This window comes from Actinomadura sp. NEAU-AAG7 (assembly GCF_018603865.1).
Lineage (GTDB): Bacteria > Actinomycetota > Actinomycetes > Streptosporangiales > Streptosporangiaceae > Spirillospora > Spirillospora litoris.
The window spans coordinates 235,763-262,591 of record NZ_JAHFZY010000005.1 but is presented as its reverse complement, the minus strand read 5'-3'; the positions used below and the strand labels follow the sequence as shown (position 1 = coordinate 262,591).

Below are 26,829 nucleotides of genomic sequence, written 5' to 3'. Positions count from 1 at the left end.
AGGAGGCACCTATGGCGAGGCGTATGCGGTGGCACGGGCGGTGAGCCGGGTGGCGCGGCCCGGCGGCCCCGGCGCCGGGGCCGCGGCGCTCGACGACCCCGGGGTCGTGGCGGCGTCGCTGGACGACCCGGAGGCGTTCGGGGAGCTGTTCCGCAGGCACGCGCCCCGGCTGCACGCCTATGTCAGGCGGCGGCTCGGGAGCACGCTCGCGGAGGACGTGGTGGCGGAGACGTTCGCCGTCGCGTTCCGGGAGCGCCGGAGGTTCGACGGGCGCTCGGCGTTCGGGGCCTGGCTGTGGGGCATCGCCGCCAAGCAGATCGCGCGGCACCACCGGCAGGAGACCCGCATGTACCGGGCGTTCGCGAAGTCGGCGGTGGACCCCGCCGAGGACGGCGTCGCCGAGTTGGCGAGCGACCGCGCCGCCGCGGCGGCGCACGGGCCCCGGCTGGCGAGGGCGCTGGCCTCGCTCAAGCCGAAGGACCGCGACGCGCTGCTGCTGCTCGCCTGGGGGGAGATGTCGTACGCGGAGATCGCGGCGACGCTGGACCTGCCCCTCGGCACCGTGAAAGCCAAGATCCACCGCGCCCGGACCAAGCTCCGCGCGGCGCTTCCCGAGGAGGACGACCATGGATGAGCTGGACGCGCTGCGCGGAATGCGGACGGCGCTCGCCCAGGAGGAGGACGCGGACCGGCTCGCCCTGAGGGTGGACTGGCGGGCGCGGCCGGAGCGTCCGGCACGCCTGAGGCGGCGGAGCTTCACCGTGCCGGCGGTGGGACTGGTGGCGACGGCGTCCGTGGCCGCCGGGGCCCTGGTCGTCGTGTCGGTGGCGGCGGAGGACGAGCGGCCCGCGAACGTGTCCGCGAGCCCGGGCGGGAACGCGCTCCTGGTGGCGGCCGCCAACGCGGAGCGGGCACCGGGCGGGAGGTACTGGCACACCAGGACCCGCAGCGGCGAGATCTACGCGGTCGGCGACAGCAGGGCGCACCACTACAAGGTGGACTCGCGGCAGGGCACCGAGACCTGGACCGACCGGAACGGCTCGGCCCGCACGGCGCACGTCGAGCTGGCCGACGTCCCGCTCACCGCCGAGGACAGGCGGAAATGGCAGGCCGCGGGGTCGCCCGAGTGGGTGAAGATCCCCAATCCGGAGGGCGGGTCGGAACAGGCCCTCCTGGACATGCGCACGGAGTCGGAGGGGAGGGACGGCTGGAGGCCGGGTGAGGACGACTACCTCGGCATGACCCGGCAGCGGATCGCCGCGCTGCCGACCCGGCCGGACGCGCTGCTGAGCGACCTCCTCGGCCTGAAGGGGGCCTGGCGCGCCGCCTCGTCCAGCACGAAGAAGGAGCCGATCGGCGCGTTGCGGGGCGAGGAGCGGATCCGGGCCCTGACCGATGTGGCGGGGATGCTGCTCTCCACGGCTCCCGCGCCGCCGAAGGTGCGGGCGGCGGCGTTCCGGATGCTCGCCGACCTGCCGGGGGTGCGAGCCGAGGGGCGGGCGGCCGACCCGATGGGACGACCCGGAACGGTCGTCTCGCTGCCGCTCGTGACCACCGTCCCGCTCGGGCTCTACACCGCGCCCAAGCAGCTCGGCACCTACCGGCGGCAGTGGATCATCGACCCCGGGAACGGGAGGCTGCTCGCCATCCGGGACCTCGTGGCGAAGCCGCCGCGCGGCAGCAGGCCGCTGCCGCCCGGGGACCGCGGCCAGTCCAGGCGCCTTGAGGCGCGCGACATGCCCGACCGGTTCCACCGGCCCGGCGAGCTGGCCGACTACACGGTGTACGAGACGACGGAGTGGACCGACAGGTCGCCCTCCTGACCGTGCGGGACGGGACCTCCCCGGCCGGATCCGGCGGTGTCCGGAAGCGTCCGGGGAGGTCGCGGTCCCGGCGGCGGCCCCCGCGGGGGCGCCGGGGCGCGAGAGGCCCGCGGGCCCCGCGAGAATGGCGGGATGGACGCGGTACCTGAGGACTGGGAGCGGGCGCTGGCGATCGTCGCGCACCCTGACGACCTGGAGTACGGCGGCTCGACCGCCGTCGCGAAGTGGACCGGGCAGGGCAAGACGGTCGTGGAGGTGCTCGCCACCCGGGGCGAGGCCGGGATCGACGGCATGGACCCCGAGGAGGCCGGACGGGTCCGCGCGGCGGAGCAGGTCGAGGCCGCCCGCCGCGTCGGCGTCGACACCGTCGAGTTCCTCGGCCTGCCCGACGGCATGCTGGAGTACGGGCTGCCGCTGCGGCGCGCGCTGACCGCGGCGATCCGGCGGCACCGCCCCGAGGTGGTGGTCTCGCTGAACTTCCGGGAGAGCTTCCCGGACGGCGGGTTCAACATGGCCGACCACCGCGTCCTCGGGCTCGCGGTCGCCGACGCCGTCCGCGACGCCGGGAACCGCTGGGTGTTCCGCGACCTCGGGCTGGAGCCGTGGCCGGGCGTCCGGTTCGCGTTGTTCGGCAGCTCGCCGAGGTCCACGCACTACGTGGACGTCTCCGGCCACCTCCAGGACGGCATCGACTCCCTGCTGGCGCACAAGGAGTACTACGCGAACCTGGGCGCCGGGTTCGACGCGGCGGCCTTCCTCACCGGGATGATGGAACCGGCCGGCCGGGCGCTCGGCGTCGAGCACGCGATGGTCTTCGAGATGATCGAGACCTGACGGCCGGGCGCCGCCGGAGGATCAGTGGCGGGCGTTGGGGCGCTTGCCCTTGTTGTGCTTGGAGCGTTTGCGAGCGCGACGTTTGCGCGTCTTCTTGGACATGCCCCCGATTCACCACCCGTTCCCCGGCGCGCGCAAGGCCCGTCACCGCCGGTCGGGGACGCAAAAGCGCCGGGCCGCACGTCCGAAAAAAGCGACGTGCCACCCGGCGCCACGGAAACGCTCTAGCGGACCTCGGTGATCTCCGGGCCGCGCTCGAACGGGTCGAAGGTCTGCTCGGCGCCCTCTTCCCCCTCGTCGTCGCCGCCCTCGCTGAACTCCTTGGGGATCTGGAGTTCGAGCAGGTCGCGCGGGGGCATCGGGGCGTCGCCGCGCACGACGACCACACCGCGCAGCACGTCCTCCAGCACCTGCCACTGCTCCTCGTCCTCGATCGCGGCGCCCTGCACCACGGCCTGGAGGAACCAGCGGGGGCCGTCCACGCCGAGGAAGCGGATGATCTGCGGCGCCCAGCCCTGCTCGACGAACTCGGCCGGGATCTGCTCGCGGACCTCCTGCGGCATCTCCGCGAGGACCTCCTCGGTCAGCGGCGCGGGGACCATCGCCAGCAGCTCGGGGCCGAACGGCCCCTCGCCCTCCTGGGTCTGGCCGTTGGCCTCCTCCTGGATGTCCTTGGCGGTCTCCCGGCGCACGTCCTCCCAGATGCCGCTGCGCTTGGGCGCGGCGAACACCTGGAGCTGCATCGCGCTCTCCTCGTACTGCACGAGGACCGCGACGGGACGCCCGTCGAGCGGGTTGCCGTCCTCGTCGACCTGGGTGGCCTCGAAGTTCACCTGGAAGCCGAGACCCGGGGCGACGGGCACCTGGAGGGAGCCGAAGTCGAGCCGCTGCAACTCGGGGAAGGAGTCCTCGGAGTCCCAGGGACCGCCCTCGCCGGAGTCGGCCTTGGCGGCCTCCTCCTCGCCGGCCTCGTCAACGGCATCCGCCGGCTCCTCGGTCAGCTCCGGATCCTTCTCAGGCTCCTCGGCCTGCCGGCGACGTCCAAAAGCCACGACTCACGCTCCTTCTCGACTGTGCTCATTATCCGCGAATCCGCCCGCGGCGCCGAATCCGCCGGTGGAGCCGAATCCGCCGGTGCCGCGCGCCGAGCCGGGAAGCTCTGCGACCTCGTGGAACACGGCCCGTTCGACCCGCTGGACGACCATCTGGGCGATCCGGTCTCCGCGCCGCAGGGAGACGGTGGCGCGGGGGTCGGTGTTCAGCAGGGTCACCTGGATCTCACCCCGGTAGCCGGCGTCGACCGTCCCGGGTGCGTTCACTATGGTCACCCCCAACCTAGCGCCCAATCCGGAGCGCGGGTGAACGAAGGCGGCGTAGCCGTCCGGCAGCGCGATCGCCATCCCGGTGGGCACGACGGCCCGCTCCCCCGGCGGCAGCTCGACGTCGACGGCCGCGACGAGGTCGGCGCCCGCGTCGCCCGGGTGCGCGTACTCCGGCAGAGGCAGCTCGGGATCCAGCCGCTTGATCAGCACATCGACCTTGCCCACGTTCCACCTCACGCTCGGGAGCACCTTGCCGGGAACACCGCCTGGAGCGCCGCCGGGACCCCGCGGCGAGCCACCCGACACTACCGGGGGCCGCGGGGACGGCCGCCGCTGAAACGCCGCACGTCCCGGCGTGACCCTACCCGCTCCCCGGGCGCTCCCCGGACGTGACCACTTCCGGCATGTTTCTCCCTATATCGACGCATCGCGCGTAGTGTCGCCACTGTCACTCCTCGCTCGTCCCGCGTGAAGGGGGCAGGGGATCGACATGAGCGCACACTTACCGGACGCCGAGGTCACCCACCGCTCACTGGACGGGGTGCGGATCCGGATCGCGGGCCCGCACGACCTCCGCCGGCCCTGCACCAGCGTGGCGCGCGTCGCGGCCGGCGGCCGCCTCCACGAGATCTCCGGCGGCACCCGCGCGGACGCGCTGGCCTGGGCCGAGGACGTCGGCGTCGAGGGCTTCGACCAGGAGTTCGGCGTCCAGGGCGGGCGGCTGCGCGTCGGGCGCGCCCGCTCCCGCGACGCCGACACCGACACCGGCGTGGCCGACCCGATGCTCGCGGCCGTGTGGGAGGGGCGCCGGCACGCGGTGTTCACCCACCTCTACCACGCCCGCCCCGCCGACGCGGTCGCGTTCTTCGCCGCCCTCCGGCTGGCCGAGCACGAGGACGGCGTCACGGCCGAGACCCGGGGCCGCGCCCGGCGCACCGGGCCCGCCGAGGCGGCCAAGGAGATCCCCGGCCTCGGCCTCCTGGAGATCACCGCGCTGACCGCGCGGACCCGCGGGCGGCTGCCGTCCTGGCGGGGCGCGCCGGTCGCGGGCGGCGAGCTGTTCCGCGACACCGTCGAGGGCCAGGGCCCCTACTTCCTGCTGGCGCTGGATTCGCTGCTGGTGACCGTCCTGCCCGAGGAGGACCGGGTGCGCGAGGTCCCCGCGCTGCTGGCGCGGCTGGCGGTGGAGGTCGTCCGGTGACCGCGCTGCCGGCCGGGATCGCGGCCGTCGCGGTGCCGCTCGTCCTGCTCGGCTCGGCGGCCGGGCACGCCGCGCGGCCGGGCGCGCTGGCGTCGGCGCTGCGGGCCCAGGGCGTGCTCCCCGCCGGACTCTCCCGGCCGCTGGCGGTGCTCGTGACCGCCGTCGAGGCCGCGGCGGGCGCCTGCGTCGCGGCCGCCGCGCTGCGGGCCCTGGACGGAACGTTCCGCGCCTCGTCCCTGGCGTCCGCCCTGCTGCTCGCCCTCTACGCGCTGTACGCGGCCTACGTCGCGCGGACGCGGAGCGGCGTCCCCTGCGGGTGCTCGGCCGGCATCGGCGCGCCGATGACCGGGTGGATCGCCGTCCGCGCCGCCGCCCTCGCCGCGCTCGCCCTCACCGGCGCCGCCCGGGGCCTGCCGGGCGGGACGTCCGGATACGAGACGTCCGTCATCGTCACGGCGGGCCTGGGCTTCGCGGTGCTCCTCTGGACGCTCCCGTACGCCATGATCGAGGAGAGGAGTCCCGGATGAGCTTCCAGGACAGCGCGCTGCTCCTGTCATGGGCGGCGATCCTCCTGCTCGCCCTGGTCGTCGCCGGGCTCGTCCGGCGGGTCCACGCGCTGGGCGGGGGCGCGCGCGGGCCGGGCGCGCTCGGACCGGCGGCGGGCGCCCGCGCGCCCGCGTTCGACCGGCTCGGCCCCGGGCTGCTGCTGTTCCTCGACCGCGACTGCGGCGCCTGCGCGGACGTCCTCGCCGCCGCCGGGGACCTCGACGGCCCCCTGCACGCGGTCTTCGCCGGGCCCGCGCCCGAGGCCCCACGCGTCGCGGGCACGGTGCTCACCTTCGAGCGGGACGGGCTGTTCGCCGACTACCGCGTCCCGGCCACGCCGTTCGCCGTCCTCGTCGGGGAGGACGGGCGGGTCCGGGCGTCCGAGCCCGTCGGCTCCCCCGACGCGCTGCGTGAACTCGCCCCGGAGGCCGCACGATGATCGAGTTCGAGGACGTCCCCACGCTGCGCGGCCCTCGTCCGGCGGGCGCCGGACGCGTGCGCCGCCGGGCCGCCCACGCTCGGGAGGCCGGGCCCGCGCGGCGCGGCCTCCTGACCGGGCTCGCCGCCGCGGGCGCCACCGCCGGGCTCAACGCGCTCGGCGTGTTCCCGCCCGCGCGCCAGGCCATCGCGTCCGGGTTCAGCCTGGCCGGCTACTACGACATCTATCCGCGCTGCCCGTCCTACGCGCGCGACCACGACTGCTCGCCCGGCTGCGGGCCCAGCTACGTCTGCGCGTGGTGCTGCCGGACCAGCGGGAAGTACAAGGGCTTCCACAGGTCCGGGACGTCCGACCCGGGCCGGTTCAAGCTGCGTCCCAACGAGTGCTACACCGGCGGCTACGACGGCTGGATCTGGGCCTACAAGAAGAAATGCGGCAACTGCGCCAAGGGCGTCACCTGGCGCTGCCACGACGGCTGGAACAAGACCAAGAAGGGCAACTGGTACAAGACCATCTGCCGCAAGGCGATGACGTGCGCACACTGACGGCCCGCCGCGGCCTGGCCGCCCCGTTCCCGCCCGCCGCCGTCCTGGCCCTGCTCGCCGTCGCGGCGGCGGCGCTGGAGGCGTCCGTCCTGTGCTGGGCCTCGATCGGGGCCCTCGCCGGTTACGCGCTGTCGGGCAGCGTCTGAACGCGCAACAGCGAATCCGCGCTGTTCTCGCCAGGCTGGCGGGCCCCGGTGCGGCAGGACGCCGTCCTCGCCGTCTTCACCCTCGGGCTCCTGCTCGGGGGCACGGTCAGCGGCCTGGCCCTGTGGTCGCTGTCCGGGCTGGCCTCGCCGCTGCCACCGCCTGCCCGGACGCCCGTGATCCTGGCCGTGGCCGCCGCCGGCGTCGCCCGCGAGCTGGGCGTCCTCTCCCTGCCCCTGCCCCAGAACGCGCGGCAGATCCCGCAGGAGGTGCTGCGCGTGCACCTGTGGCGCGGCGTGCTCCAGTTCGGCTTCGAGCTGGGGACGGGGGTTCGCACGTACGTCCCGTCCAGCGCCCCCTACGTCCTGGCCCTGGCCCTCCTGCTCGCCCGCGCCCCCCTCACCGCCGCCGTCCTCACCGGCGCCGCCTTCGGCGCGGGGCGGGCCCTCAGCGCCGCCCTCACCTACCTGGCCCGCGACCCCGCCCGCGCCGCCGCGGTGGCCGCCCGAATCCCCCACATCCGGGTCATCGCGGTTTCGGCGTCCCTCGCCGCCTTCTCCCTTCTGTTCATGTGACGCGGGGCGGGAGCCGCGCCCCATGGCGCGGCTCCCGCCGGTCAACGACGTCCAGGTCAGCCGACGAAATGCAGGCAGACGTTGAGCGGGGAACCCCATCCGGTGCGGACCCGGACGAGAATCAGGCCCTTCATGGTCTGGAGGTTCTCGATGGACAGGCGGGCGTCGCCGATGAACTCCGCCCCGAGAAACCCCTCGGTCACGCTCGCCACGACCGGTTGCGAGGCGTTCACCGGTGCCCCGTGCCAGGCCAGGATGGCGCCGTCGCTGACCCCGCCGTAGCAGTTCGTCTGGGCGATGCCCGCCGCCGCACCCGTCTTCTGGGCCGTGCCGGTGACCCGCGGATCAGGCTTGGCCGCCTGCGCACGGCTCGGGCCCGGCGCGCCCGCCTCCGGGGCGGCCGCGGCCGTGGTCGCCGCCAGCCCGGCGGCCGTGAGAACGATGAGCGCCGTCGTGGTGATCTTTCCTCGTGCACGCATGCGTTCCTCCTGCGGAGTCGATCGTGGGAAAGAACCGCCGGCTGGTGATCGTGCAGCGTGGGCTCCCCATCGCCGCCGTTTCCCCCAGGGCGCCTCTGAGAATCGCGGAACCAACTCAGGCGGACATATCCCTAGATATAGGGGGTTGACAGCCTTTTTAGGACCAGAAATGCATATTTCGGGCACCAGCCTCGGACAGGGGACCGGTCCCTCCTTGACCGGAACGTCGGGGGCCGGTTGCATGGGGCCGAGCGGAGGGCGGTGCGGCGTGACGGGTGCGCGGGACGAGGCGCGGGTCCCCAGGTGGGGCCGCGCGGTCCTGGCGTGGGTGGTCGCCGTCCCGCTGTCGCTGCTCGCCCTGGCCGAAGGGCTGACAGCCGCGCCCGAGCAGCCCGCGCTGCTGGCCCTGGCGACGTTCACGGTGGCGGGGCTGCTCGTCCTCGCGGTGCGCGCCCTGGCCGTCGGCACCGCGCCCGCGCGGGTGCGGACGACACTGCGGGACCGGAGCCTGCGCACCGCGTTCCTCCCCCAGCGCGACCCCGACGCGGCGGGACGGCCCCGCCCGCGAGCCCCCGGAACGGCCGGCGCGGCCGCCTGAGAGCGGCCCGACGCTGTCCAGGTCTCCCCCCGTTCCGGAAGGGCCCCATGTTCCTGCTCGACACCCCCGTTTCGCTTGCCCACGACCTCGTCACCGGCCTCGCGGAGGCGCTGCGCCCCCTCGCGGGCGCCTCGTCCACCGCCGCCGCCATCATCGTCTTCACCGCGGCCGCACGGCTGGTGATGCTGCCGCTCGCGATCGCCGCCGCCCGGGGCGAGCGCGCCCGGGAGAGGCTCCTCCCCCAACTGCGGGCGCTCCAGAAGAAGCACGCGAAGGACCCGCGGCGGCTGCGCGCGGAGACCGCCGCGCTCTACCGCGACGAGGGCGTGGCGCCCGCCGCGGGCTGCCTGCCGATGTTCGCGCAGTGGCCGGTCTTCATGGTCCTGTACCGGCTGTTCGTCTCGGCGACGGTCGCCGGGCACCAGAACCTCCTGCTCGCGCACACGCTGCTCGGCGCGCCGCTGGGACAGACCTGGGTGGGGCTCCTCGGCGGCGGGCTGCTCGCCCCGCACTCGCTGGTGTTCGCGGGGCTGTTCGTGCTGCTCGCGGCCGTGGCCACATGGACGTCGCGGCGGGTGACCGCCGAGGGGCCGATGGCGACGGTGACGCGGGTGCTGCCGTTCGGAACCGTGGTGTTCGCGGCGTTCGTCCCGCTCGCGGCGGGCCTGTACCTGCTGACGTCCGGCACCTGGACGGCCGCGGAGCGCGCCGTCCTGCGCCGCCGCGCGGCCGTCGCCATGTGAGCTTGACGGGGGTCCGGGCGATCGGTTGCATGGTGGGAAGGCGACGTCTCTGGGGGACGGTGCGGCGTGGCGGTTGCGCGGGACGCGGCGGAGATCGACCTCTCCGACCTCGGGTTCTGGTCACGGCCGCCCGAGGCGCGGCTGGAGGCGTTCGCGCGGCTCCGCGAGCGGGGGCACCCGGCGTTCTTCCGCGAGTTGGAGATGCCGTTCGTCCGGAACGGGCGCGGCTACTACGCGCTGACCAGGCACGCGGACGTGGTGGAGGCCAGCCGGACGCCGGAGGTGTTCAGCAGCGAGCCGGCCTCCACCAGCATCGCCGACCTCCCCCGCTACATGGCCCGCTACTTCGGCTCGATGATCAACATGGACGACCCGCGGCACGCCGGGATCCGGCGGATCGTGTCGCGGGCGTTCACGCCGAGGGTGCTCGCCAAGCTGGAGACCGACCTCCAGGCCAGCGCCACCCGGATCGTGGACGGCGTGCTCCGCGACGGCCCCGGCGACTTCGTCACCGACGTCGCCGCGAGACTCCCCGTCCAGGTCATCTGCGACATGATGGGGATCCCCGAGCGGGCGCGGCCGATGGTGTACCACCGGACGAACACCATCCTCGGGGTCGGCGACCCCGAGTACACCAGCGGCAAGGACTTCAACCGCGACGGGATCACCCGGACCGGGGTGCTCTACGGGCTGCTCGCGACGATGGCGGCCGGATACGAGTTGAACCACCTCGCGATGAGGCTGGCGCGGCGGCGGCGCGCGGACCCCGGCGACGACCTCGTGTCCGCGCTGGTGGCGGCGAACGCGGACGGGGAGACGCTGACCGACCAGGAGATCGGCTCGTTCTTCATCCTCCTGGTGGTCGCCGGGAACGAGACGACGCGGAACGCGATCGCGCACGGGCTGACGCTGTTCACCGACAACCCCGGGCAGCGGGAACTGCTCATGGAGGACTTCGACGCGCGGATCCCGGGGGCGGTGGAGGAGGTCGTCCGGATGGCGACCCCCGTCATCCAGTTCCGCCGGACGGTCGCCCGCCACCACGTCATGAACGGCCACCACTACCGGAAGGGCGACAAGGTCCTGCTGTTCTACAACTCCGCGAACCGGGACGCGGAGGTGTTCGAGGACCCCGACGCCTTCGACATCACGCGCTCGCCCAATCCGCACGTCGGGTTCGGCGGGCCGGGGCCGCACTTCTGCCTCGGCGCCAACCTGGCGCGGCGCGAGATCACGGTGATGTTCCGCGAGCTGTTCACCCGCGTCCCCGGGATCCGCGCCGCCGGGCGGCCCGACCCGCTCTACTCCAACTTCATCAACGGGGTCAAGCACCTGCCCTTCACGTTCTGACGCGCGAGGCCGCCCGCGCGGGTCAGTGGGCGAGCGTCACCTCGACGGTCAGGTCGGCGGGCGCGTCCTCCAGCGTCAGCTCGGCGATGCGTCCGGCGGCGGCGAGGTCGGGACGCGCGATCCGGGTCACCTCGGCGCCGCGCACGACGGCGCGCGAGACGTCCGCGCGCATCGAGGCCCGCGCCTCCGACTTGGCCTTGCGGACCTGGCGCAGCGCCTCCCCCGTCGCGGCCAGCACGGACGGGTCGCCGCCCGGCGGCAGCTCCGCGGGGACCGGCCAGGACGCGGTGTGCACCGAACCCGTCCGCCACCACGACCAGACCTCCTCGGTCACGAACGGCAGGACGGGCGCGAACAGCCGCAGCAGCACCGACAGCGCGGCGCGCAGGGCCGCGCGCCCCGACCGCGCCTCGGGCCCCTCCCCGTAGGCGCGGGCCTTGACCAGCTCCAGGTAGTCGTCGCAGAACTCCCAGAAGAACCGCTCGGTGCGCTCCAGGGCGCGGGCGTAGTCGTAGCCCTCGAACGCCTCCGTCGCCTCCTTCACGACCCCGGCCAGCGCCGCGAGCATCGCCCGGTCGAGCGGCTCGGTGACCGCCGCCCCCTCGCCCGCCTCGCCGAGGCCGAGCACGAACTTGGACGCGTTGAGGATCTTGATGGCGAGCCGCCGGCCGACCTTGATCTGGCCGGTGTCGAACGCGGTGTCGGTGCCCGGCCTGCCGTTCGCCGACCAGTACCGCACGGCGTCGGACCCGTACTCGCGCAGCAGGTCGATCGGGGTGACCACGTTGCCCTTGGACTTCGACATCTTCTTGCGGTCGGGGTCGAGGATCCAGCCCGACAGCGCGGTGCCCGCCCACGGCAGCGTCCCGTGCTCCAGGTGCGAGCGGACGACCGTGGAGAACAGCCACGTCCGGATGATGTCGTGCGCCTGCGGGCGCAGGCTGTAGGGGAAGACGCGCGCGAACAGGTCGGGGTCGCGCTCCCAGCCGCCCGCGATCTGCGGGGTCAGCGACGAGGTCGCCCAGGTGTCCATCACGTCGGGGTCGCCGGCGAAGCCGCCGGGCCTGCCGCGCTGGTCCTCGGTGAAGCCGGGCGGGGCGTCCGAGGACGGGTCGACGGGCAGCGCGTCCTCCGGCGGGACGATCGGCTCGCCGTGAAGGGGTTCGCCCGCCTCGTCCAGCCGGTACCAGACCGGGATCGGCACGCCGAAGAACCGCTGCCGGGAGATCAGCCAGTCGCCGTTCAGGCCCTCGACCCAGTTCTCGTAGCGGGCGCGCATGTAGCCCGGGTGCCAGGCCAGCTCCCGGCCGCGCGCGAGCATCTCGGCGCGCGTCCCCGCGTCGCGCCCGCCGTTGCGGATGTACCACTGGCGGGTCGTGACGATCTCCAGCGGCCGGCTGCCCTTCTCGTAGAACTTCACCGGGCGGCTGACCGCGCGGGGCTCGCCGTCCAGGTCTCCGGACTCGCGCAGCATCGCGACGACGCGCTCCTTGGCCGAGAACACCGTCCTGCCCGCCAGCTCGGCGTAGGGCCCGGCCGCGACGCCCTCGGGCGGGTCGGCGGCCAGCCGCCCGTCCCAGCCGATGACCGCGCGGGTCGGCAGGTTCAACTCGCGCCACCACGTGACGTCGGTGACGTCGCCGAACGTGCAGATCATCGCGATGCCCGAGCCCTTGTCCGGCTCGGCCAGCCGGTGCGCGAGGACCGGGACCTCCACGCCGAACAGCGGCGTGCGGACGGTCGTGCCGAACAGCTCCCGGTAGCGCTCGTCGTCGGGGTGCGCGACCAGCGCCACGCACGCGGGCAGCAGTTCGGGACGCGTCGTCTCGATGTAGACCGGGCGCTCCGCGCCGTGGAAGCGGATCCGGTGGAAGGCCCCGGGCTGCTCGCGGTCCTCCAGCTCGGCCTGGGCGACGGCGGTGCGGAACGTCACGTCCCACAGCGTCGGCGCCTCCGAGACGTAGGCCTCGCCGCGCGCCAGGTTCCGCAGGAACGCGCGCTGCGACGCCGCCCGGGAGGCGTCGCCGATCGTGGTGTAGAGCAGGCCCCAGTCGACCGACAGGCCGACGCGGCGCCACATCTCCTCGAACGCCTTCTCGTCGACCGCGGTGAGCCGCTCGCACAGCTCGATGAAGTTGCGCCGCGACACCGGGAGCTGGCGCTTGGCGTCGGGCTCGGCGGGCGGTTCGAAATCCGGGTCGTAGGGCAGCGAGGGGTCGCACCGCACGCCGAAGTGGTTCTGCACGCGCCGTTCGGTGGGCAGGCCGTTATCGTCCCAGCCCATCGGGTAGAAGACCGCCCGACCGCGCATGCGGTGGAAACGGGCGACGGCGTCGGTGTGGGTGTAGGAGAAGACGTGGCCGACATGGAGGGAACCGCTGACGGTGGGCGGCGGGGTGTCGATCGAGTACACCTCGGCGCGCGGCCTGGTGCGGTCGAAGCGGTAGAGGCCGCCCTCCTCCCAGGCGCGTACCCACTTGTCCTCCAGGCCGTCCAGGGAGGGCTTGGAAGGGACGCTCGGGGTACGCGGCTGCTCTGTCATGCGCCAATGGTATTGACATCGCCGGCCCGCGCACGTGGTCGAGCGGCGTCGCGGGGCGCCGCCGAACGGCGCCCGGCACCCCCGGAACGAGGTGTTCCGGTAGCGTCGGACGAGACCGGACGACTGGAGGACGATCATGGCGGACAAGGGCGACATCGGCTATCGGGTGATGGCCGGCGCCGCGGCCTTCGCGGGGGGCTTCGTCGCGAAGAAGGCCATCACGCTGGCCTGGAAGAAGAGCACGGGCAAGGAGCCGCCGACCAACCCCGAGTCGCCCGACGTGGCGCTGGCCGAGGCCATCGGGTGGGCCGTGGTGATGGGCGTCGGGATGGAGCTGGCGCGGCTGCTGGCGACCCGCGCCGCCGCGCGCCAGTGGGCCAAGGGCACCGGGGAGCTGCCGTCCCACCTGAAGATCGACGTCTGAGCCCGCCGCCCGAGACGGCCACCTGGGACGGCCGTCCGCCCCCGCCGGGCGGCGGGGGCGGACGCGCGGCGCGCGGGCGAGGGGGACGCCCGCGCGTGCGGGCGTCCTAGTCGGCGGACCTCAGGTTGGGGCGCTCGCCCGGAAGCGGGGGCGGCGGCGGGGCGGGGACGGAGCCGCGCAGGTCGCTGCGGACCTTCGCGGCCAGCGCCCTGGTCGCCGCGCGGTTGAGCGCGGCACCGGCGGCGGCGCCGGTGAGGAACGGGCCCATCGTGGTCAGGCTGCGGCCGAGGACGCGCAGCATCCGTTTGCGCAGGGCCGACTTCGCGGCGGTGCCGAGCGCGCTGGTGAGCGAGCCGGCCTCCAGGGGGTTGATGCCGCGCTGCCGGGCCCAGGAGGTGAGGAACGCCGCGCCGCGCGCGGTGCCCGAGCCCTGGACCTGGACGCCGTAGACCTCGTGCAGCTCGGCGATCATCTTGACCTCGATCGCGGCGACCACGAGGGTCTCGGCGGCGAGTTGGGCGGGGGCGGTCAGCAGCAGCGGCGGGGCGGCGAACTCGACCGCCGCGAGCGCGCCGCCCGCGGCGCCGACGGCGGTGGTGGCGTTGCCGGCCACCTTGACCAGGCGGTCGGCGAGCTCCTCGCCCATCAGCCCGCGGTGGTGCTCCTGAAGGGTCGCGAGGTCGCGGATCGGGATGTGCGGCGCCGCCGCGGTCAGCAGGTCGGCGAGCACGCGCCCGCGCGCGAACCCCGCGGCGCCCATCCTGCGGGCGTTCTGGCCGAGTAGCCGTGCCAGTCGCCCGAGGAGGCGGCCGCGGGTCTCGCGGTCCATGTCGTCATCGCCGGCGAGCCTCCCGATGAGCTCGCCGATCTCGGTGGAGCCGGCGCCGTGCACCGGCTCCACCCCGTCGTCGTCGCGTCGCCGCGAATCCCGTGTCACCTGGCCGCTCCCGGTCAGGCGGCGCACTCGCGGCAGATCGGCCGGCCGTTCTTCTCGGTGGCCAACTGGCTCCGGTGGTGCACCAGGAAGCAGCGCGTGCAGGTGAACTCGTCCGCCTGCCGAGGAACCACCCGGAAGGTGAGTTCCTCGTTCGACAGGTCGGCGCCGGGCAGCTCGGCGACCTCACCGGCGTCCAGGTCCTCGTCGATGATGCTGGCGGCCTTGTCGGCCCGCCGCGCCTGGAGCTCCTGGAGGCTGTCCTCGTTCAGGTCGTCGTCTGTCTTGCGTGGGCTGTCGTAGTCGGTCGCCATCTTCTATCTCCATCCCCCTCAGTGCTTTATGCGCCCCGTCGCGCGGAACTAACGCTCGGGGGACCGTTCTTGTGCCCGATCCGGGCGGGAAATTCTGTCACGGTTGGTGACCTGCGACACACGAGGCGCGACCGTTCCCACGAGTGACACCTATCACCCGGAGCTCTTCCTCATACTGTGTCTTCTGTCACATACCCGGCAGATTGTCACCGCATCGTTCCCGCACAGGGGCGCCCACCGCGACACGGCGGCGGCGGGGATCATATCGGTCCCGCGCCGCCCGTGCGCGCCGACCCGGCACCCCCGCTCCCGGTCGGCCCGGCGCGGCCCCGGCGGCGGCCGGACGGCGGCCCGGCGGCGCCCCCGGGGCGGCTCCGCCCGCACACCCCCGAAGACGACCGGTCGGCGTCTGAACCGGACACGTCGGTGAAACGTCTGAACTAACGCGATATCGTGCCCGCCTGAGGTTTGGGGGCGGGCCCCCAGCGGGGGCCGTCCGGCGATCGTCGGACGCGACCCCACGGCGGGGTCCGGCGCACACTATCGCGGAACATCACCGCGGGTCACTGGAGGGTCAGATGCCGGATGCCGCTCCGCTGGAGCCAGGCGATCCTAGGGCACTGGGACAGTACGAGGTCGTCGGACGGCTCGGCGCCGGGGGGCAGGGCGCCGTCTTTCTCGGAAAGGCGCCGAACGGCGGCTATGTCGCCGTCAAACTGCTGCACGCCCAGATGGCGAACGACCCGGCGGCGCGCGCCCGGTTCACCCGCGAGGTGTCGGCGGCGCAGAAGGTCGAGCCCTTCTGCACGGCCCGCGTCCTGGAGGCCGACGTCCAGGGCGACCAGCCCTACGTCGTCAGCGAGTTCATCGACGGCCCCTCGCTGCACGACGTCGTCGCGCACAACGGGCCGCGCGGCGCCGCCGAGCTGGAGCGGCTGGCGATCGGCACGGTGACGGCGCTCGCGGCGATCCACGAGGCCGGGATCGTCCACCGCGACTTCAAGCCCAACAACGTCATGCTCGCCTCCGACGGCCCGCGCGTCGTCGACTTCGGCATCGCCCGGACGGTGAACTCGCAGGAGAGCGCGGTCACCGCCACCGGGATGGTCGTCGGCACCCCCGGCTACCTCGCGCCCGAGCAGCTCACCGGCGCCCCGCTCACCCCGGCCGTGGACATCTTCGCCTGGGCCGCGACCATGGTGTTCGCCGCCACCGGGCAGTCCCCCTTCGAGGCCGACACGCTGCCGGTCATCATCAACCGGATCCTCAACGAGGAGCCGGACCTGTCGGCGCTGCCCGCCGGAACGCTCCGCGACCTGATCGGGCGCTGCCTGTCCAAGGACGCGGGCCTGCGGCCGCCCGCCGCGCAGCTGCTGCTGCACCTGCTCGGCCACGTCGGCGCCGCGCCCGCGAACCCGGGTGCGGGCCAGGAGGACCTGCTCAACCAGGGCACCCGGATCGCCGCGCAGCTGCCCGCGCCGCCGCCGGTGCCGCCCGCGCGGCACACGCCGCCGCCGCAGCCGATCACCCCGCCCCCGATGCCGATGAACCAGGGGGCGATGCACCAGGGGCCGATGCCGGGGCCGCACACCCCGCCGCCGCAGCCGATCACTCCCCCGCCGATGCCGATGTACCAGGGCGGCGGGATGCCGAACGCGCCCGGCCCGCCGCCGCCGATCGGCGGCGGCGCGATGCCGCCGCCCCCCTCCTACGGGGCGCCGCCGCGCCGCTCCAGCGCCGGGCCGGTCATCGCGATCGGCTGCGGCGTGCTCGCGCTGATCGTGATCGTCGTGATCGTGGTCATCGTGGTCGTCGCGGCCGGGGACGACGACAAGGCCGACCCGTTCTACCCGACCTACTCGCCCGGCACCGGCTTCCCCACCTCCACCAGCACCGACCTGCCGTCGCCGTCCTCGACGGGCGGGCTGCTCGGCACCTACTCGGGCACCGGCCTCCAGCCGGGCGCCGGGACGGGCCGGTCGAGCTTCCAGGTGCGGTTCGCGCTGCTGCGCACCTTCGGCACCGCCCGCTACACCTACACCAGCACCCCCACCTGCATCACGCGGCTCTCGCTGCTGTCGGGCAGCGAGAGCAGCAGCCGGGTCGAGTACCAGGAGACCCCGATGTCGGGGATGTCCACGTCGCAGTGCGCGCCGGGCTACATCACCTTCATCCAGTCCGGCAGCTCGTCGGTGCGGTGGGAGTGGCGGACGAACCGGTCCGACGCCAGCGCGTCCGCGTACGGGTACGTCAGCAAGTCGTGACGGGGCCGGCCCGCCGTGGGAACGTCCCACGGCGGGCCGGGGGACCCAGGTAGCGGCCACCGGAAAGGACACAGATGGCAGAGGTCGCCCCTCTCCGCGCGGGTGATCCGGCCCATCTCGGGCCCTACCGGCTGACCGGCCTGCTCGGCGAGGGCGGGCAGGGGACGGTGTTCCTCGCCGAGGACGAACCGGGCCACCGCGTCGCGGTGAAGCTGCTGCACGCGCGGTTCAGCGGCGACGCCAAGGCCCGGTCCCGGTTCGCGGCCGAGGTGGCGGTGGCCAAGCGCGTCTCGCCGTTCTGCACCGCCCGCGTCCTGGACTCCGACGTGGAGGGCGACCGGCCCTACATCGTCAGCGAGTTCATCGACGGCCCCTCGCTGTCGGAGGTGCTCGCGGCCGAGGGCCCGCGCGCCGGCGCCGACCTGGACCGCGTCGCGATCGGCACGATGACCGCGCTCGCCGCGATCCACCAGGCCGGGGTCGTGCACCGCGACTTCAAGCCCGCCAACGTGCTGCTCGCCCCGGACGGCCCGCGCGTGATCGACTTCGGGATCGCGCGGGCGCTGGACGCCACCGGCACGCTGTCGAGCACCGCCATCGGCACCCCCGCCTACATGTCCCCCGAGCAGATCTCCGGCGCCCGGGTCGGGCCGCCCGCGGACGTGTGGGCGTGGGCGGCGACGATGGCCTACGCCTCGTCGGGGCGCCCGGCGTTCGGGCAGGACTCGATCCCCGCGGTGATGCACCGCATCCTCAACATGCCGCCCGACCTCGGGGCGCTCGCCGAGCCGCTGCGCGGGCTCGTCGCCGGGTGCCTCGCCAAGGACCCGGCGCTGCGGCCGCAGTCGCAGCACGTCCTGGCGTACCTGCTGCGGCTCGCGGGGAGCCTGCCGGAGCCGGGCGCCGCGTCCGGGACCGGGGACGCCGGGGAGCCCCACGACACCACGATCCTCAACCAGGGCGCCGAGGCCGCCGCCGAGTCGGCGGGGCTGTCGGCGGGGCTGTCGGCGGGGTCGCACGCCCCGCCCGCACCGCTGCCGCCGCCGTTCCCGCCTCCTCCCCCGGGGCCCGCACCGGTGATGGCGCCGCACGTCCCGGCGATGGCGCCCGCGCCGGGGCTCCAGGGGCAGGTGCCCGGCGGGCCCACGTGGCCGTCGAACGGGGCGTCCTCCGGCGGGCCGACCTCGCCCTTCGGAGACCCGTCCCCGCGCAAGCCGAACAGGGCGGGCGGCGGGAAGCGGCGGCGCGGCATCGGCGTGCTCGCCGGGGCGGGCGGCGCGGCGCTGGTCGCGCTGGTCGTCACCGGCACGGTGATCGCCGTGCGGATGAGCGGCGACGGCGACCGCGACCCCGCCCCGCTCGGGCGGACGGGCGGCACCCTGGCCGTGGCCGCCCGCGGCGATCTCGGCACCGGCTCGGAGATCGACCCCTCGCACAGCATCTCGGGCACCGCGCGCTTCCTGGGAAAGCAGCTGTTCACCGGCCTGACCGAGACGGCCACCGACGGCAGCGTCCGCAACCGGCTCGCGCTCTCGGTCCAGCCCGACGCGACCTGCAAGACGTGGACGATCGCCCTCAAGGAGGGGACGCGGTTCAGCGACGGCACGCCGGTCGACGCGCAGGCGTTCGCGCGCGGCTGGGCCCGCGCCGCCTCGGTCACGACCGGGGACTCGCCGCTGCTGATGGCCGACATCGACGGGTACGCGCTGGTCTCGGCGGGCAAGGCGGCGGAGTTCTCGGGGGTCAAGGTCACCGGCGGCGGCGGCCTCGTGGTCACGCTGACCTCGCCGAACTGCGACTTCCCCGCGCGGCTCGCCGATCCGGTGTTCGCGCCCGTCCCGGTGAGCGCGGGCAAGGCCGACAACGCGACCTACAACATGGAGCCCGTCGGCAACGGCCCGTTCAAGGTCGCCTCCTACGCCAAGGGCAGGTCGGTCACGCTGGCCCGCAACACCGCGTGGGCCTTCGGGCAGGCGCGGCTCGACCAGGTGACCGTCCGGCTGGACTCCGACACCGCCGCCGGGCGCGCGGCCTTCGCCGCGGGCCAGGTCGGGTGGAGCCCGCTCGGCAACGACGACCCGGTGGCCGCGGGGCAGCCCAACGTGACCACGCGGTTCCTGCCGTCCGCGCGGATGCTGGTGCCGATCACCGCGCGGGGCGCGATGTCGTCCAGGGAGGCGCGGCTCGCGGTGTCCTACGCCCTCGACCGCGACGAGATCGGCAAGGCGCTCGGCGGGGTGAGCCGCCCGGCGCACGGGGTGGTGCCGGCGGCGCTGCCCGGGTTCGGGAAGCCGGGGGTGTGCCCGTCCTGCGACGCCTCCGATCCCGCGAAGGCCAAGGAGCTCGCGGCGCGGGCGGGGCTGAAGCCGGGGACGAAGGTCCGCCTCTACATGCAGAACCTGCCCGCCTACCAGCGCCTCGGGACGGTCGTCGCCGCCCAGCTGGAGCGGACGCTCGGCTGGGAGATCGAGCAGCGGTCCTCGGACTTCTCGGCCTACCGCAAGAACGTCGTCGCGAAGGACGCGTCGGGCCTGGCGTTCTTCGCCTGGTCGCCCGACTACCCGACGCCCTACACGATGCTGTGGAGCCTGCTGGGCAGCACGGGGGTCGCCACGGAGGAGAACTCCTTCTACAACCTCGCCGGCTACAAGAACACCCGCTTCGACGACCTGATGTACCGGGCGGTGCGGACCGTCCCGGAGGGGCCGCGGGCCGACCTCTACAAGCAGGCCGAGAAGGTCGCGCTGGACGACATGGCGCTGATCCCCCTCGCCGAGCTCGGACGCGCCGCCCAGCGCAGCGACAGGTACGTGGGGCTGGAGCTCGACTTCGACGGCGACCCGACCCTCGCGACCGCCGCCCTCAAGTAGAACCCGGAAGGCGGGCCGGGCGGGCGGGTCAGCCGGGCGGCAGGCGGACGGTGACGATCAGCCCGCCGCCCGGACGCGGCGCCGCGTACACCGCGCCCCGGTGCGCGAGCACCACCGAGCGGACGATCGAGAGCCCGAGTCCCGCGCCCTTGGCGGACTCGACGCGGTCGGCGTTCAGCCGCCGGAACGGCTCGAACAGCCGCTCCACCTCGTAGGCGGGGACGGCGGGCCCGGTGTTCTCGACCTGGACGGTGGCCCAGCCCTCCAGCAGGCCGGTGCGGATCCACAGCTCGCCGACGTCCTCGTTGTGCTTGACCGCGTTCTCGACGAGGTTGGACACCAGGTGCTCCAGCAGCACCGGGTCGCCGAGCGCCGTCCCCGACGTCAGCTCCGGGTGGACGGACACGTCGTTGTCGTGGTCGCGGCGCGCGGAGTGCTCCAGCACGGTCGCGGCGACCTCGGCGAGGTCGACGGGGGTGCGGGTGGTCAGCTCCCGCTCGCTGCGGGCGAGCAGCAGCAGCCCCTCGATGAGCCGCTCGTGCCGGGCGTTGGTGGCCAGCAGCGTCCGGCCGACCGCGCGCAGGTCGTCGGACACCTCGGGGTCGCCGAGCGCGACCTCCAGCAGCGTCCGGTTGATCGCGAGCGGGGTCCGCAGCTCGTGCGAGGCGTTGGCGACGAATCTTCGCTGGGAGTCGAACGCCTGCCCGAGCCGCTCCAGCATCGCGTCGAAGGTGTCGGCCAGCTCCTTGATCTCATCGTCGGGGCCCTCCAGCGCGATCCGCTCGTGCAGGGTGCTCTCCGACAGGCGGCGCGCCGTCGCGGTGACCCGCTGGAGCGGGCTGAGCGCCCGGTCGGCGACGAAGTAGCCGAGCACGAGCGTGATGATCCCGACCCCGCCGAGCGCGACCAGCGACCGCCCGACGAGCTGCTTCATCGTCTGCTCGACGAACTGGTGCTGCACCTCGGCGGCCGTCTCCGGGTCGTTGATCCCGAACCCGACGACCTTGACGCCGCCGAGGATGTTGGCGACGAGGATCGACATCACGAACAGCAGCAGCGCGCCCGCCATGAAGAACAGCAGCCCGTACAGCAGCGTCAGCCGCAGCCGGACGCTCATCCGGCTCGGCAGCGCCTTCAGGTCGGTCGCGAACGAGCCGCCCTCGGTGCGCCACACGCCCTTGGCGCCCTGGCTCGGCTGCGGGAACTGCTGCGGGCCCGGCCGCCGCCACGGCTGCCCGCGCCGTCCGCCGGGCGGGGCCGCCCGCGTGTGCCCGGCGCCCGCGACATGGTCGTCACCGGACGCCTCGTCGGCGCGGGAGGTGTTCGGTTCCGGCCGCTCCGGGGCGCCCTTGCCGGGCTCGCCCCTGTTGGGCTCGGCGGCGGGCGAGGCGGCCTCGGGGAAGGGCTCGGGGCCGGCCCCGGGGACGGACGCGCCGGGCGTCTCGTCCGGCTCCTCGGGGCGGCCTCGGGGCGCGGAGCCGGGGCTCACAGCCGGTACCCCACGCCGGGCACGGTCTCGATCACCGGCGGGTCGCCCAGCTTCTTGCGCAGCGTCATCATCGTGACGCGCACGACGTTGGTGAAGGGGTCGATGTGCTCGTCCCACGCCTTCTCCAGGAGCTGCTCGGAGCTGACGACCGCCCCGTCCGCGCTCAGCAGCACCTCCAGCACGGCGAACTCCTTGCGGGTCAGCTCCACCGGGCGCGCGTCGCGGTGCACCTCGCGGCGGGCCGGGTCGAGGGTGATCCCGGCGCGCTCCAGCACCGGCGGCAGCGGCGCGGCGGCGCGCCGGCCGAGGGCCCGCACCCGGGCGATCAGCTCGGCGAACGCGAACGGCTTGGCCAGGTAGTCGTCGGCGCCGATGGACAGGCCCTCGACCCGGTCGTCCAGCTCGCCCGCCGCCGTCAGCATGATGATCCGCGCCGGGTAGCGGCGCGACACGAGCTGCTTGCACACGTCGTCGCCGTGCACCTTCGGCAGGTCGCGGTCGAGGACGATCACGTCGTACTCGTTGACGCCGGCCCGCTCCAGCGCCCCGCCGCCGTCATAGGCGACGTCCACGGCCAGCGCCTCCCTGCGCAGGCCGGTGGCGATGGCGTCGGCGAGCACCCGCTCGTCCTCGACGACTAGAACACGCACTGCGTCCCCCTCCGGCCGGGGCGCCTCCGCCCCGGGATCCAGGTATGCCACGGAGCCCGTAAGACGCCCGTAAGCACCCGTTCAGACCGCCGTCCGCGACCCCGCCTAGGCTCGGCGCAAGGATCCGCGAAAATTGCATCGGCGAGCAGGTTTACCTTCAGCCTAAGGCTGGGTAGGGCTCGGGCACGATCCGGGAGGAGGCCCATGGGCGAGTTGTCACGCATGATCCACCAGCGCCTCGACGACGCGTACGCGTCATTGCGCAGCGCCCACGCAGATGGCGACACCTACCTGGTGGACATCCGCCAGGAGGAGATCAACGAACTGCGCCGGATCGCAGCGAACAACGATATCGGCGTGGAAGCTCCAAGCTGCGACTGACGCGAAACGCCCAGCGATTCATCTGGAGCCCGGGGTCGTGGCCCCGGGCTCTCAGCGTCTCCGGGGCTCAGTCCCTGAGGGGGTCGAGGCCCGCCAGGAGGGCGTGGAGGTCCTCGAAGGTGCCGGGGCCGGCGGCGATCGTCAGCTCCGGGCCGGCCGGGGCGCCGCGCAGGCCCTCCACCCGCCCGCCCGCCTCCTGGACGATCAGCGCCCCGGCGGCCGTGTCCCACTCCTGGACGCCGCGCTCGTAGTAGGCGTCGACCCGTCCGGCGGCCAGAGCGCACAGGTCCACGCAGCAGGACCCGCCCCGGCGGATGTCGCGGACCGCGGGCAGCACCCCGGTGAGCACCCGCGCCTGGCTCGCGCGGCGGGCCGCCGAGTAGCCGAACCCGGTCGCCACCAGCGCCCGCTCCAGCGGCACCGAGGGGCTCACGCGGAGCTTCCGCGTCCCGGACGGGCCGTGCAGCAGGGCCCCGGCGCCGCGCGCGGCGGTGTAGGTCTCGCCGCGGCGCGGCAGCACCACGGCGCCCGCGAGCGTGACGCCGCCGGACTCGGCCGCGATGCTGACGGCCCAGTCCGGCAGGTCGTAGAGGTAGTTGACGGTGCCGTCGATCGGGTCGATCACCCAGCGGACGCCGCTGGCGCCCTCCCGGGTGCCGCCCTCCTCCCCCAGGAACCCGTCGTCGGGGCGCGCCGCCGTGATCCGGTCGATGATCAGGGACTCGGCGGCGCGGTCCATCTGGGTGACGACGTCGGTGGGGCTCGACTTGGTCTGGACGACGTCCGGCCCCTCCAGGGGCCGCTTGTCGACCAGCATCCGGCCGGCCTCCCGCGCGGTCGCGGTGGCCAGCTCCAGCAGTTCCTCGGCCAGGCTCATGGCCGCTCCCCCGTCCCTGTGTGCGGCGACCCGGCCAGCAGTTCGCGGGGCAGCGCCGCGAAGCGCGGGTCGGTGCCCGGCGTGGCGGCACGGGCGAACGCGAGGCCGAGGGCCTCGGCGCGCTCGGCGGCCTCCACGTCGAGGTCGTACACGACCTCCATGTGGTCGGACACGAAGCCGATCGGCACGACGGCGACCGCGCGGACCCCGTCGCCGTGAAGCTTGTCCAGGTGGTCGTCGATCTGCGGTTCGAGCCAGGGCTGGCCCGGCGGCCCGCTGCGGCTCTGGTAGACGAGGTCGAAGGGCGTCCCCGGGGCGGCCCTCTCCGCGACCGCGCGCGCGGCCTCCTCCAGCTCCGCGACGTACAGCTCGCGGTTGGGCTGGGAGAGGGGGACGCTGTGCGCGGTGAACACCAGCCGCGCGCCGCCGGGGAGGCGGCCGAGGGCGTCCCTGGCGGCGTCCGCGAACGGGTCGAGGAAGCCGGGCCGGCCGCTGTAGGCGGGCAGCTTGTCGATCGCGGGGGCGCCCGGGACCTCCTCGCGGGCGCGGGCGATGTCCTCAAGGTACTGGTCGTTGGTGGAGTAGCCGCTGTAGGCGGAGGTGACGAACGCCGCCGCCCGCGTGATCCCGTCGGCCTTCATCCGCCGGACGGTGTCGGCGAGGTAGGGCGTCCAGTTGCGGTTCCCCCAGTAGACCGGGAGGTCCACGCCGTGGGCGGCGAAGTCGGCCTCGATCGCGGCCTTGAGGTCCCGGCAGAGCCGGTTGATGGGGCTGACACCGCCAAACCGGTAGTAGTTCTCCCCGACCTTCTCCAGGCGCGCGCGGGGGATGTTCCGCCCCCGCGTCACGTTCTCCAGGAAGGGGATCACGTCATCGGGCCCCTCCGGCCCCCCGAAGGACAGCAGAAGCAACGCGTCATACGACGTCATGTCCCCCATCCAACCAGCCCTCCGCCGATGCCCCCGCCCGGGGGCGATCAGCGGTAGCGCGCCTCGTAGGCCCTGGCGAGGCCGAGCACCTTCCGCACGTACCAGTCGGCGTGGTTGTACTGCCACACCGCCCGGTAGAGCCGCTCCCCTCCCCCGCCCGCGCCGTTCGCGCACAGGTACTTGGCCGCGCCCGGGACGGCGTCGAAGGGGTTCGTGATGTCGGCCTTGCCGTCGCCGTCGCCGTCCACGCCGTAGGCGCGCCAGGTCGCCGGGAGGAACTGCATCGGGCCGAGCGCGCCCGCGCTCGACGGCCCGGCGTCGCGCCCGTGGTCGCTCTCGACCTGGCCGATCGCGGCGAGCACGGTCCAGGACAGGCCGCGGCAGCTCCGCGCCGCCTGCCGGTACAGGTCCAGGTAGCTGCCGGGGCGGCCGCCGTCGCCGGACGTCCGGTACCTCCCCTCGTGCAGGTTCACCACGTTCGTGCCGCGCCCGAGGAGCCCGGTCACCGCGGCGGCGACCTTGGCGGGGTCGGCGCCGGGCGCGTTGACCAGCACCGCGATGTCGGGGACGAGGCCCATCCGCGCCCCGGCGTCCCGTCCGACCAGCATGTCGATGCCGGGCAGGCCGAACTGGCCCGAGCCGCCCATCGTCAGCGTCGGCACCGTGCGGGCCACGACCGGGTACGGGAAGCCCCGGCTGAGCCGGAGCTGGTCGGCGGCGGACGGGGACACCGCGAACTGGCCGCCCTCCAGCGCCGACCACAGGTCGGTCTTCTTCGCGGTGCCCGGCGGCGTCCACGACCGGAACGAGGACGGGTCGACCGCGAGCGCGTTCACCTGCCGCCCCTGGAGCTGGACGGCGCCGCCCGAGACCGCCACCACGTCCCGGACCCCGGAGATCCTCGTGACCTTCGCGACCTGGACGGGGGAGATCGGCTTGCGCGCGACCGCCAGCACGTCCGGCGGGACGACCCGGCGCAGCGGCGCCACCTGGCCGCCCTCGGCCACGTTCACCGGCCCGCCGGGGCCGCCGGGCGACACCTCGCCCCGGGGCGCGCCCGCGCGGACCGGGTTGTCGTCCTCGAAGGTCAGCGCGGCGTACAGCCCGCCGGACGCGGTGGCCACGGCGAGCAGGGCGATGGCCGCGACGGCGGCACGCGCCCTGCCGCGCGGTGCTGGTGGAGGAGCCACAACATGTCCCAACGAGGATCGCTACGGGTGGGTTACCTGTCTTTTCACTTCTTCCCCCCAGGTAACGTGATCATTGGGCTGAAGTCGCAGAACATGGCTCGGGGCCGCCGTTCCCCGGGGGGCGGGGGAGGATCGGTTGGCCAGTCCGTACCGGCAGCTGCTGGCGATTCCGGGGGCCCGGCTCTTCGTCGCCGCGGGCCTCGTCGGCCGCATGTCGATGTCCATGGAGGGCATCGGGATCGTCCTGATGGTGTCCGCCGCCACCGGATCGTACGGTATCGCCGGAGCCGTCAGCGCGACCCTGGCGCTCGGCTTCGCCGCCGGGGCACCGCTCACCGCGCGCTTCGCCGACCGGTACGGCCAGCACCGCGTGCTCGTCCCGGTGGTGCTGGCGAACACGGCGAGCTACACCCTCCTGATCGTCTTCGCGCAGGCGGGGCTGCCGGTGTGGACGCTGTTCGCGGCGGCCGCCTCGGCGGGGCTCACCCAGATCTCGCTGGGCGCCTGGGTGCGGGCGCGGTGGTCCCACGTCCTGCGCGACGCGCCCGAACGCGTCCACACCGCCTACTCGTTCGAGTCGGTCGTGGACGAGACGATCTTCATCACCGGGCCGATGATCGTCACGGCGCTGTCCACCGGCGTCCATCCGGCGGCGGGCGTCGCCGCCGCCGCGTCCTTCACGCTGGTGGGCTGCCTGGCGCTCGCGGGCCTGCGCGACACCGAGCCGCCGCCGCGCCCGCGCGAGCCGGGGGCCGGGGACCGCGGCATCCTCAGTAACCCCGGTGTGCTCGTCATCGCGCCGGTCTTCCTGATGCTCGGCATGGTGTTCGGCGCGATCGACGTCAGCGGCGTCGCGTTCGCCGAGGAGGAGGGGCACAAGGCGCTCGCGGGCGTGCTGCTCGGCTGCTACGCGCTCGGCAGCGGCTCGGCGGCGCTGTGGTACGGCGCGCGGCACTGGCGCAGGCCGCTGTCCCGGCGGTTCCTCGCGGGGCTGGTGCTGCTGACGGCGGGTCTCGTACCGCCCGTCCTCGTCGGGGACCTGTACCTGATGATGTTCGTGGTGTTCTTCTCCGGCCTGGCGATCTCCCCGACGATCATTCCGGGGTTCGGGCTGGTGGAGCGGCTGGTCCCGCCGCGGCAGCTCACCGAGGGGCTGGCGCTGGTCTCCACGTCGGTCGGCATCGGCGTGGCGCTCGGGTCCTCGCTGTCGGGACGGGTGGTCGACGCGCGGGGCGCGCACGCGGCGTTCTTCGTCCCGCTCGGGTGCGCGGTGGTCGCGGCGGTCGTCGGCCTCGCGGGCGCCCGCTCGGTGCGGGCGCGCGAGATCGCCGCCACGAGAACGTGAACTTTTCTCATATACAAGCGC

General features: G+C 74.3%; 28 protein-coding genes. 17 read left to right on the top strand and 11 right to left on the bottom strand.

From position 1 onward, the window contains the following. Positions 1-28 precede the first annotated feature (28 nt). The 3 genes from KLI87_RS23895 to KLI87_RS23885 all read left to right on the top strand — a co-directional run bounded on the left by KLI87_RS23895 (position 29) and on the right by KLI87_RS23885 (position 2,657). Positions 29-634 (top strand): RNA polymerase sigma factor, encoded by a 606-nt coding sequence (locus KLI87_RS23895; protein ID WP_308166143.1) that lies wholly within the window; start codon positions 29-31, stop codon positions 632-634. Further along, positions 627-1,823 (top strand): CU044_5270 family protein, encoded by a 1,197-nt coding sequence (locus tag KLI87_RS23890; RefSeq protein ID WP_214618766.1) that lies wholly within the window; start codon positions 627-629, stop codon positions 1,821-1,823. The genes KLI87_RS23895 and KLI87_RS23890 overlap by 8 nt, the downstream gene beginning before the upstream one ends. Positions 1,824-1,955: 132 nt before the next feature. Further along, complete coding sequence (locus tag KLI87_RS23885; protein ID WP_156215027.1) at positions 1,956-2,657, top strand: PIG-L deacetylase family protein; 702 nt, start codon at positions 1,956-1,958, stop codon at positions 2,655-2,657. Between the two features lie 224 nt (positions 2,658-2,881). Here the strand turns inward: KLI87_RS23885 and KLI87_RS23880 are convergent, their stop codons facing one another. Beyond that, positions 2,882-3,709: a DUF3710 domain-containing protein gene (locus KLI87_RS23880; protein WP_214618765.1), complete on the bottom strand. Its 828-nt coding sequence runs from the start codon at positions 3,707-3,709 to the stop codon at positions 2,882-2,884. A 3-nt stretch (positions 3,710-3,712) separates the two neighbouring features. Then, positions 3,713-4,216, bottom strand: coding sequence for a dUTP diphosphatase (gene dut / locus KLI87_RS23875; RefSeq protein WP_242886543.1), 504 nt, complete (start codon positions 4,214-4,216; stop codon positions 3,713-3,715). A gap of 253 nt (positions 4,217-4,469) precedes the next feature. Between dut and KLI87_RS23870 the strand changes: the two genes are divergently transcribed. The 6 genes from KLI87_RS23870 to KLI87_RS23845 are packed head-to-tail and all read left to right on the top strand — an operon-like array spanning position 4,470 to position 7,429. After that, entirely contained in the window at positions 4,470-5,180 is a 711-nt protein-coding gene (locus KLI87_RS23870) for a hypothetical protein (protein WP_214618764.1), read from the top strand. Next, positions 5,177-5,707: a MauE/DoxX family redox-associated membrane protein gene (locus KLI87_RS23865; protein ID WP_214618763.1), complete on the top strand. Its 531-nt coding sequence runs from the start codon at positions 5,177-5,179 to the stop codon at positions 5,705-5,707. Before KLI87_RS23870 ends, KLI87_RS23865 begins: the two co-directional genes overlap by 4 nt. After that, on the top strand, positions 5,704-6,165 hold the full coding sequence (locus KLI87_RS23860) for a hypothetical protein (protein ID WP_214618762.1): 462 nt from the start codon (positions 5,704-5,706) through the stop codon (positions 6,163-6,165). The genes KLI87_RS23865 and KLI87_RS23860 overlap by 4 nt, the downstream gene beginning before the upstream one ends. After that, the gene (locus tag KLI87_RS23855; protein ID WP_214618761.1) at positions 6,162-6,710 is read left to right on the top strand and encodes a hypothetical protein; all 549 of its coding nucleotides are present in this window, start codon (positions 6,162-6,164) and stop codon (positions 6,708-6,710) included. The genes KLI87_RS23860 and KLI87_RS23855 overlap by 4 nt, the downstream gene beginning before the upstream one ends. Continuing rightward, a complete protein-coding gene (locus tag KLI87_RS23850; RefSeq protein ID WP_214618760.1) occupies positions 6,698-6,856 on the top strand; it encodes a hypothetical protein in 159 nt (52 codons plus the stop codon). The genes KLI87_RS23855 and KLI87_RS23850 overlap by 13 nt, the downstream gene beginning before the upstream one ends. Positions 6,857-6,904: 48 nt before the next feature. Further along, complete coding sequence (locus KLI87_RS23845) at positions 6,905-7,429, top strand: hypothetical protein (protein WP_214618759.1); 525 nt, start codon at positions 6,905-6,907, stop codon at positions 7,427-7,429. 56 nt (positions 7,430-7,485) lie between these two features. Here the strand turns inward: KLI87_RS23845 and KLI87_RS23840 are convergent, their stop codons facing one another. After that, positions 7,486-7,908: a hypothetical protein gene (locus KLI87_RS23840; protein WP_214618758.1), complete on the bottom strand. Its 423-nt coding sequence runs from the start codon at positions 7,906-7,908 to the stop codon at positions 7,486-7,488. Between the two features lie 268 nt (positions 7,909-8,176). Between KLI87_RS23840 and KLI87_RS23835 the strand changes: the two genes are divergently transcribed. The 3 genes from KLI87_RS23835 (at position 8,177) to KLI87_RS23825 (ending at position 10,599) form a co-directional block, all read left to right on the top strand. Continuing rightward, a complete protein-coding gene (locus tag KLI87_RS23835; RefSeq protein ID WP_214619132.1) occupies positions 8,177-8,506 on the top strand; it encodes a DUF6412 domain-containing protein in 330 nt (109 codons plus the stop codon). A 47-nt stretch (positions 8,507-8,553) separates the two neighbouring features. Further along, positions 8,554-9,249, top strand: a complete 696-nt coding sequence (locus tag KLI87_RS23830) for a YidC/Oxa1 family membrane protein insertase (protein WP_214618757.1) — start codon at positions 8,554-8,556, stop codon at positions 9,247-9,249. 66 nt (positions 9,250-9,315) lie between these two features. After that, positions 9,316-10,599: a cytochrome P450 gene (locus KLI87_RS23825; RefSeq protein ID WP_214618756.1), complete on the top strand. Its 1,284-nt coding sequence runs from the start codon at positions 9,316-9,318 to the stop codon at positions 10,597-10,599. Positions 10,600-10,621: 22 nt separating this feature from the next. On the opposite strand, the gene valS is transcribed toward KLI87_RS23825, so the two are convergent. Next, positions 10,622-13,141, bottom strand: a complete 2,520-nt coding sequence (gene valS / locus KLI87_RS23820; RefSeq protein ID WP_156215017.1) for a valine--tRNA ligase — start codon at positions 13,139-13,141, stop codon at positions 10,622-10,624. Between the two features lie 136 nt (positions 13,142-13,277). On the opposite strand from valS, the gene KLI87_RS23815 reads away from it, so the two are divergent. After that, the gene (locus KLI87_RS23815; protein ID WP_156215016.1) at positions 13,278-13,565 is read left to right on the top strand and encodes a DUF4235 domain-containing protein; all 288 of its coding nucleotides are present in this window, start codon (positions 13,278-13,280) and stop codon (positions 13,563-13,565) included. 106 nt (positions 13,566-13,671) lie between these two features. On the opposite strand, the gene KLI87_RS23810 is transcribed toward KLI87_RS23815, so the two are convergent. Together KLI87_RS23810 and KLI87_RS23805 are read right to left on the bottom strand one after the other, a co-directional pair. Continuing rightward, a complete protein-coding gene (locus KLI87_RS23810; protein WP_308166142.1) occupies positions 13,672-14,502 on the bottom strand; it encodes a hypothetical protein in 831 nt (276 codons plus the stop codon). A 14-nt stretch (positions 14,503-14,516) separates the two neighbouring features. Beyond that, positions 14,517-14,813 carry a DUF4193 domain-containing protein gene (locus KLI87_RS23805; protein ID WP_156215015.1) on the bottom strand — a complete coding sequence of 99 codons (297 nt, stop codon included), beginning with the start codon at positions 14,811-14,813 and terminating at the stop codon, positions 14,517-14,519. Positions 14,814-15,391: 578 nt separating this feature from the next. Between KLI87_RS23805 and KLI87_RS23800 the strand changes: the two genes are divergently transcribed. Together KLI87_RS23800 and KLI87_RS23795 are read left to right on the top strand one after the other, a co-directional pair. Beyond that, positions 15,392-17,077, top strand: coding sequence for a serine/threonine-protein kinase (locus KLI87_RS23800; RefSeq protein ID WP_156215014.1), 1,686 nt, complete (start codon positions 15,392-15,394; stop codon positions 17,075-17,077). Between the two features lie 74 nt (positions 17,078-17,151). Beyond that, entirely contained in the window at positions 17,152-19,947 is a 2,796-nt protein-coding gene (locus KLI87_RS23795) for an ABC transporter substrate-binding protein (RefSeq protein ID WP_214618755.1), read from the top strand. 28 nt (positions 19,948-19,975) lie between these two features. Here the strand turns inward: KLI87_RS23795 and KLI87_RS23790 are convergent, their stop codons facing one another. Together KLI87_RS23790 and KLI87_RS23785 are read right to left on the bottom strand one after the other, a co-directional pair. Next, on the bottom strand, positions 19,976-21,436 hold the full coding sequence (locus KLI87_RS23790; RefSeq protein WP_308166141.1) for an ATP-binding protein: 1,461 nt from the start codon (positions 21,434-21,436) through the stop codon (positions 19,976-19,978). Then, positions 21,433-22,086, bottom strand: coding sequence for a response regulator transcription factor (locus tag KLI87_RS23785; RefSeq protein ID WP_214618754.1), 654 nt, complete (start codon positions 22,084-22,086; stop codon positions 21,433-21,435). The genes KLI87_RS23790 and KLI87_RS23785 overlap by 4 nt, the downstream gene beginning before the upstream one ends. Positions 22,087-22,290: 204 nt before the next feature. Between KLI87_RS23785 and KLI87_RS23780 the strand changes: the two genes are divergently transcribed. Further along, entirely contained in the window at positions 22,291-22,467 is a 177-nt protein-coding gene (locus tag KLI87_RS23780; RefSeq protein WP_173390660.1) for a hypothetical protein, read from the top strand. 67 nt (positions 22,468-22,534) lie between these two features. Here KLI87_RS23780 and KLI87_RS23775 read toward each other — a convergent pair whose 3' ends face one another. From KLI87_RS23775 to KLI87_RS23765, 3 genes are read right to left on the bottom strand one after another with little or no spacing between them, the layout of a single operon-like run. Next, positions 22,535-23,344: an inositol monophosphatase family protein gene (locus KLI87_RS23775; protein ID WP_214618753.1), complete on the bottom strand. Its 810-nt coding sequence runs from the start codon at positions 23,342-23,344 to the stop codon at positions 22,535-22,537. Next, entirely contained in the window at positions 23,341-24,273 is a 933-nt protein-coding gene (locus KLI87_RS23770) for a ferrochelatase (protein WP_214618752.1), read from the bottom strand. The genes KLI87_RS23775 and KLI87_RS23770 overlap by 4 nt, the downstream gene beginning before the upstream one ends. Before the next feature lie 47 nt (positions 24,274-24,320). Then, positions 24,321-25,475, bottom strand: coding sequence for a lytic transglycosylase domain-containing protein (locus KLI87_RS23765; protein WP_214618751.1), 1,155 nt, complete (start codon positions 25,473-25,475; stop codon positions 24,321-24,323). Between the two features lie 124 nt (positions 25,476-25,599). Here KLI87_RS23765 and KLI87_RS23760 point away from each other — a divergent pair, with 124 nt between their 5' ends. Beyond that, complete coding sequence (locus KLI87_RS23760; RefSeq protein WP_214618750.1) at positions 25,600-26,808, top strand: MFS transporter; 1,209 nt, start codon at positions 25,600-25,602, stop codon at positions 26,806-26,808. The last annotated feature ends 21 nt before the right edge of the window (positions 26,809-26,829 follow it).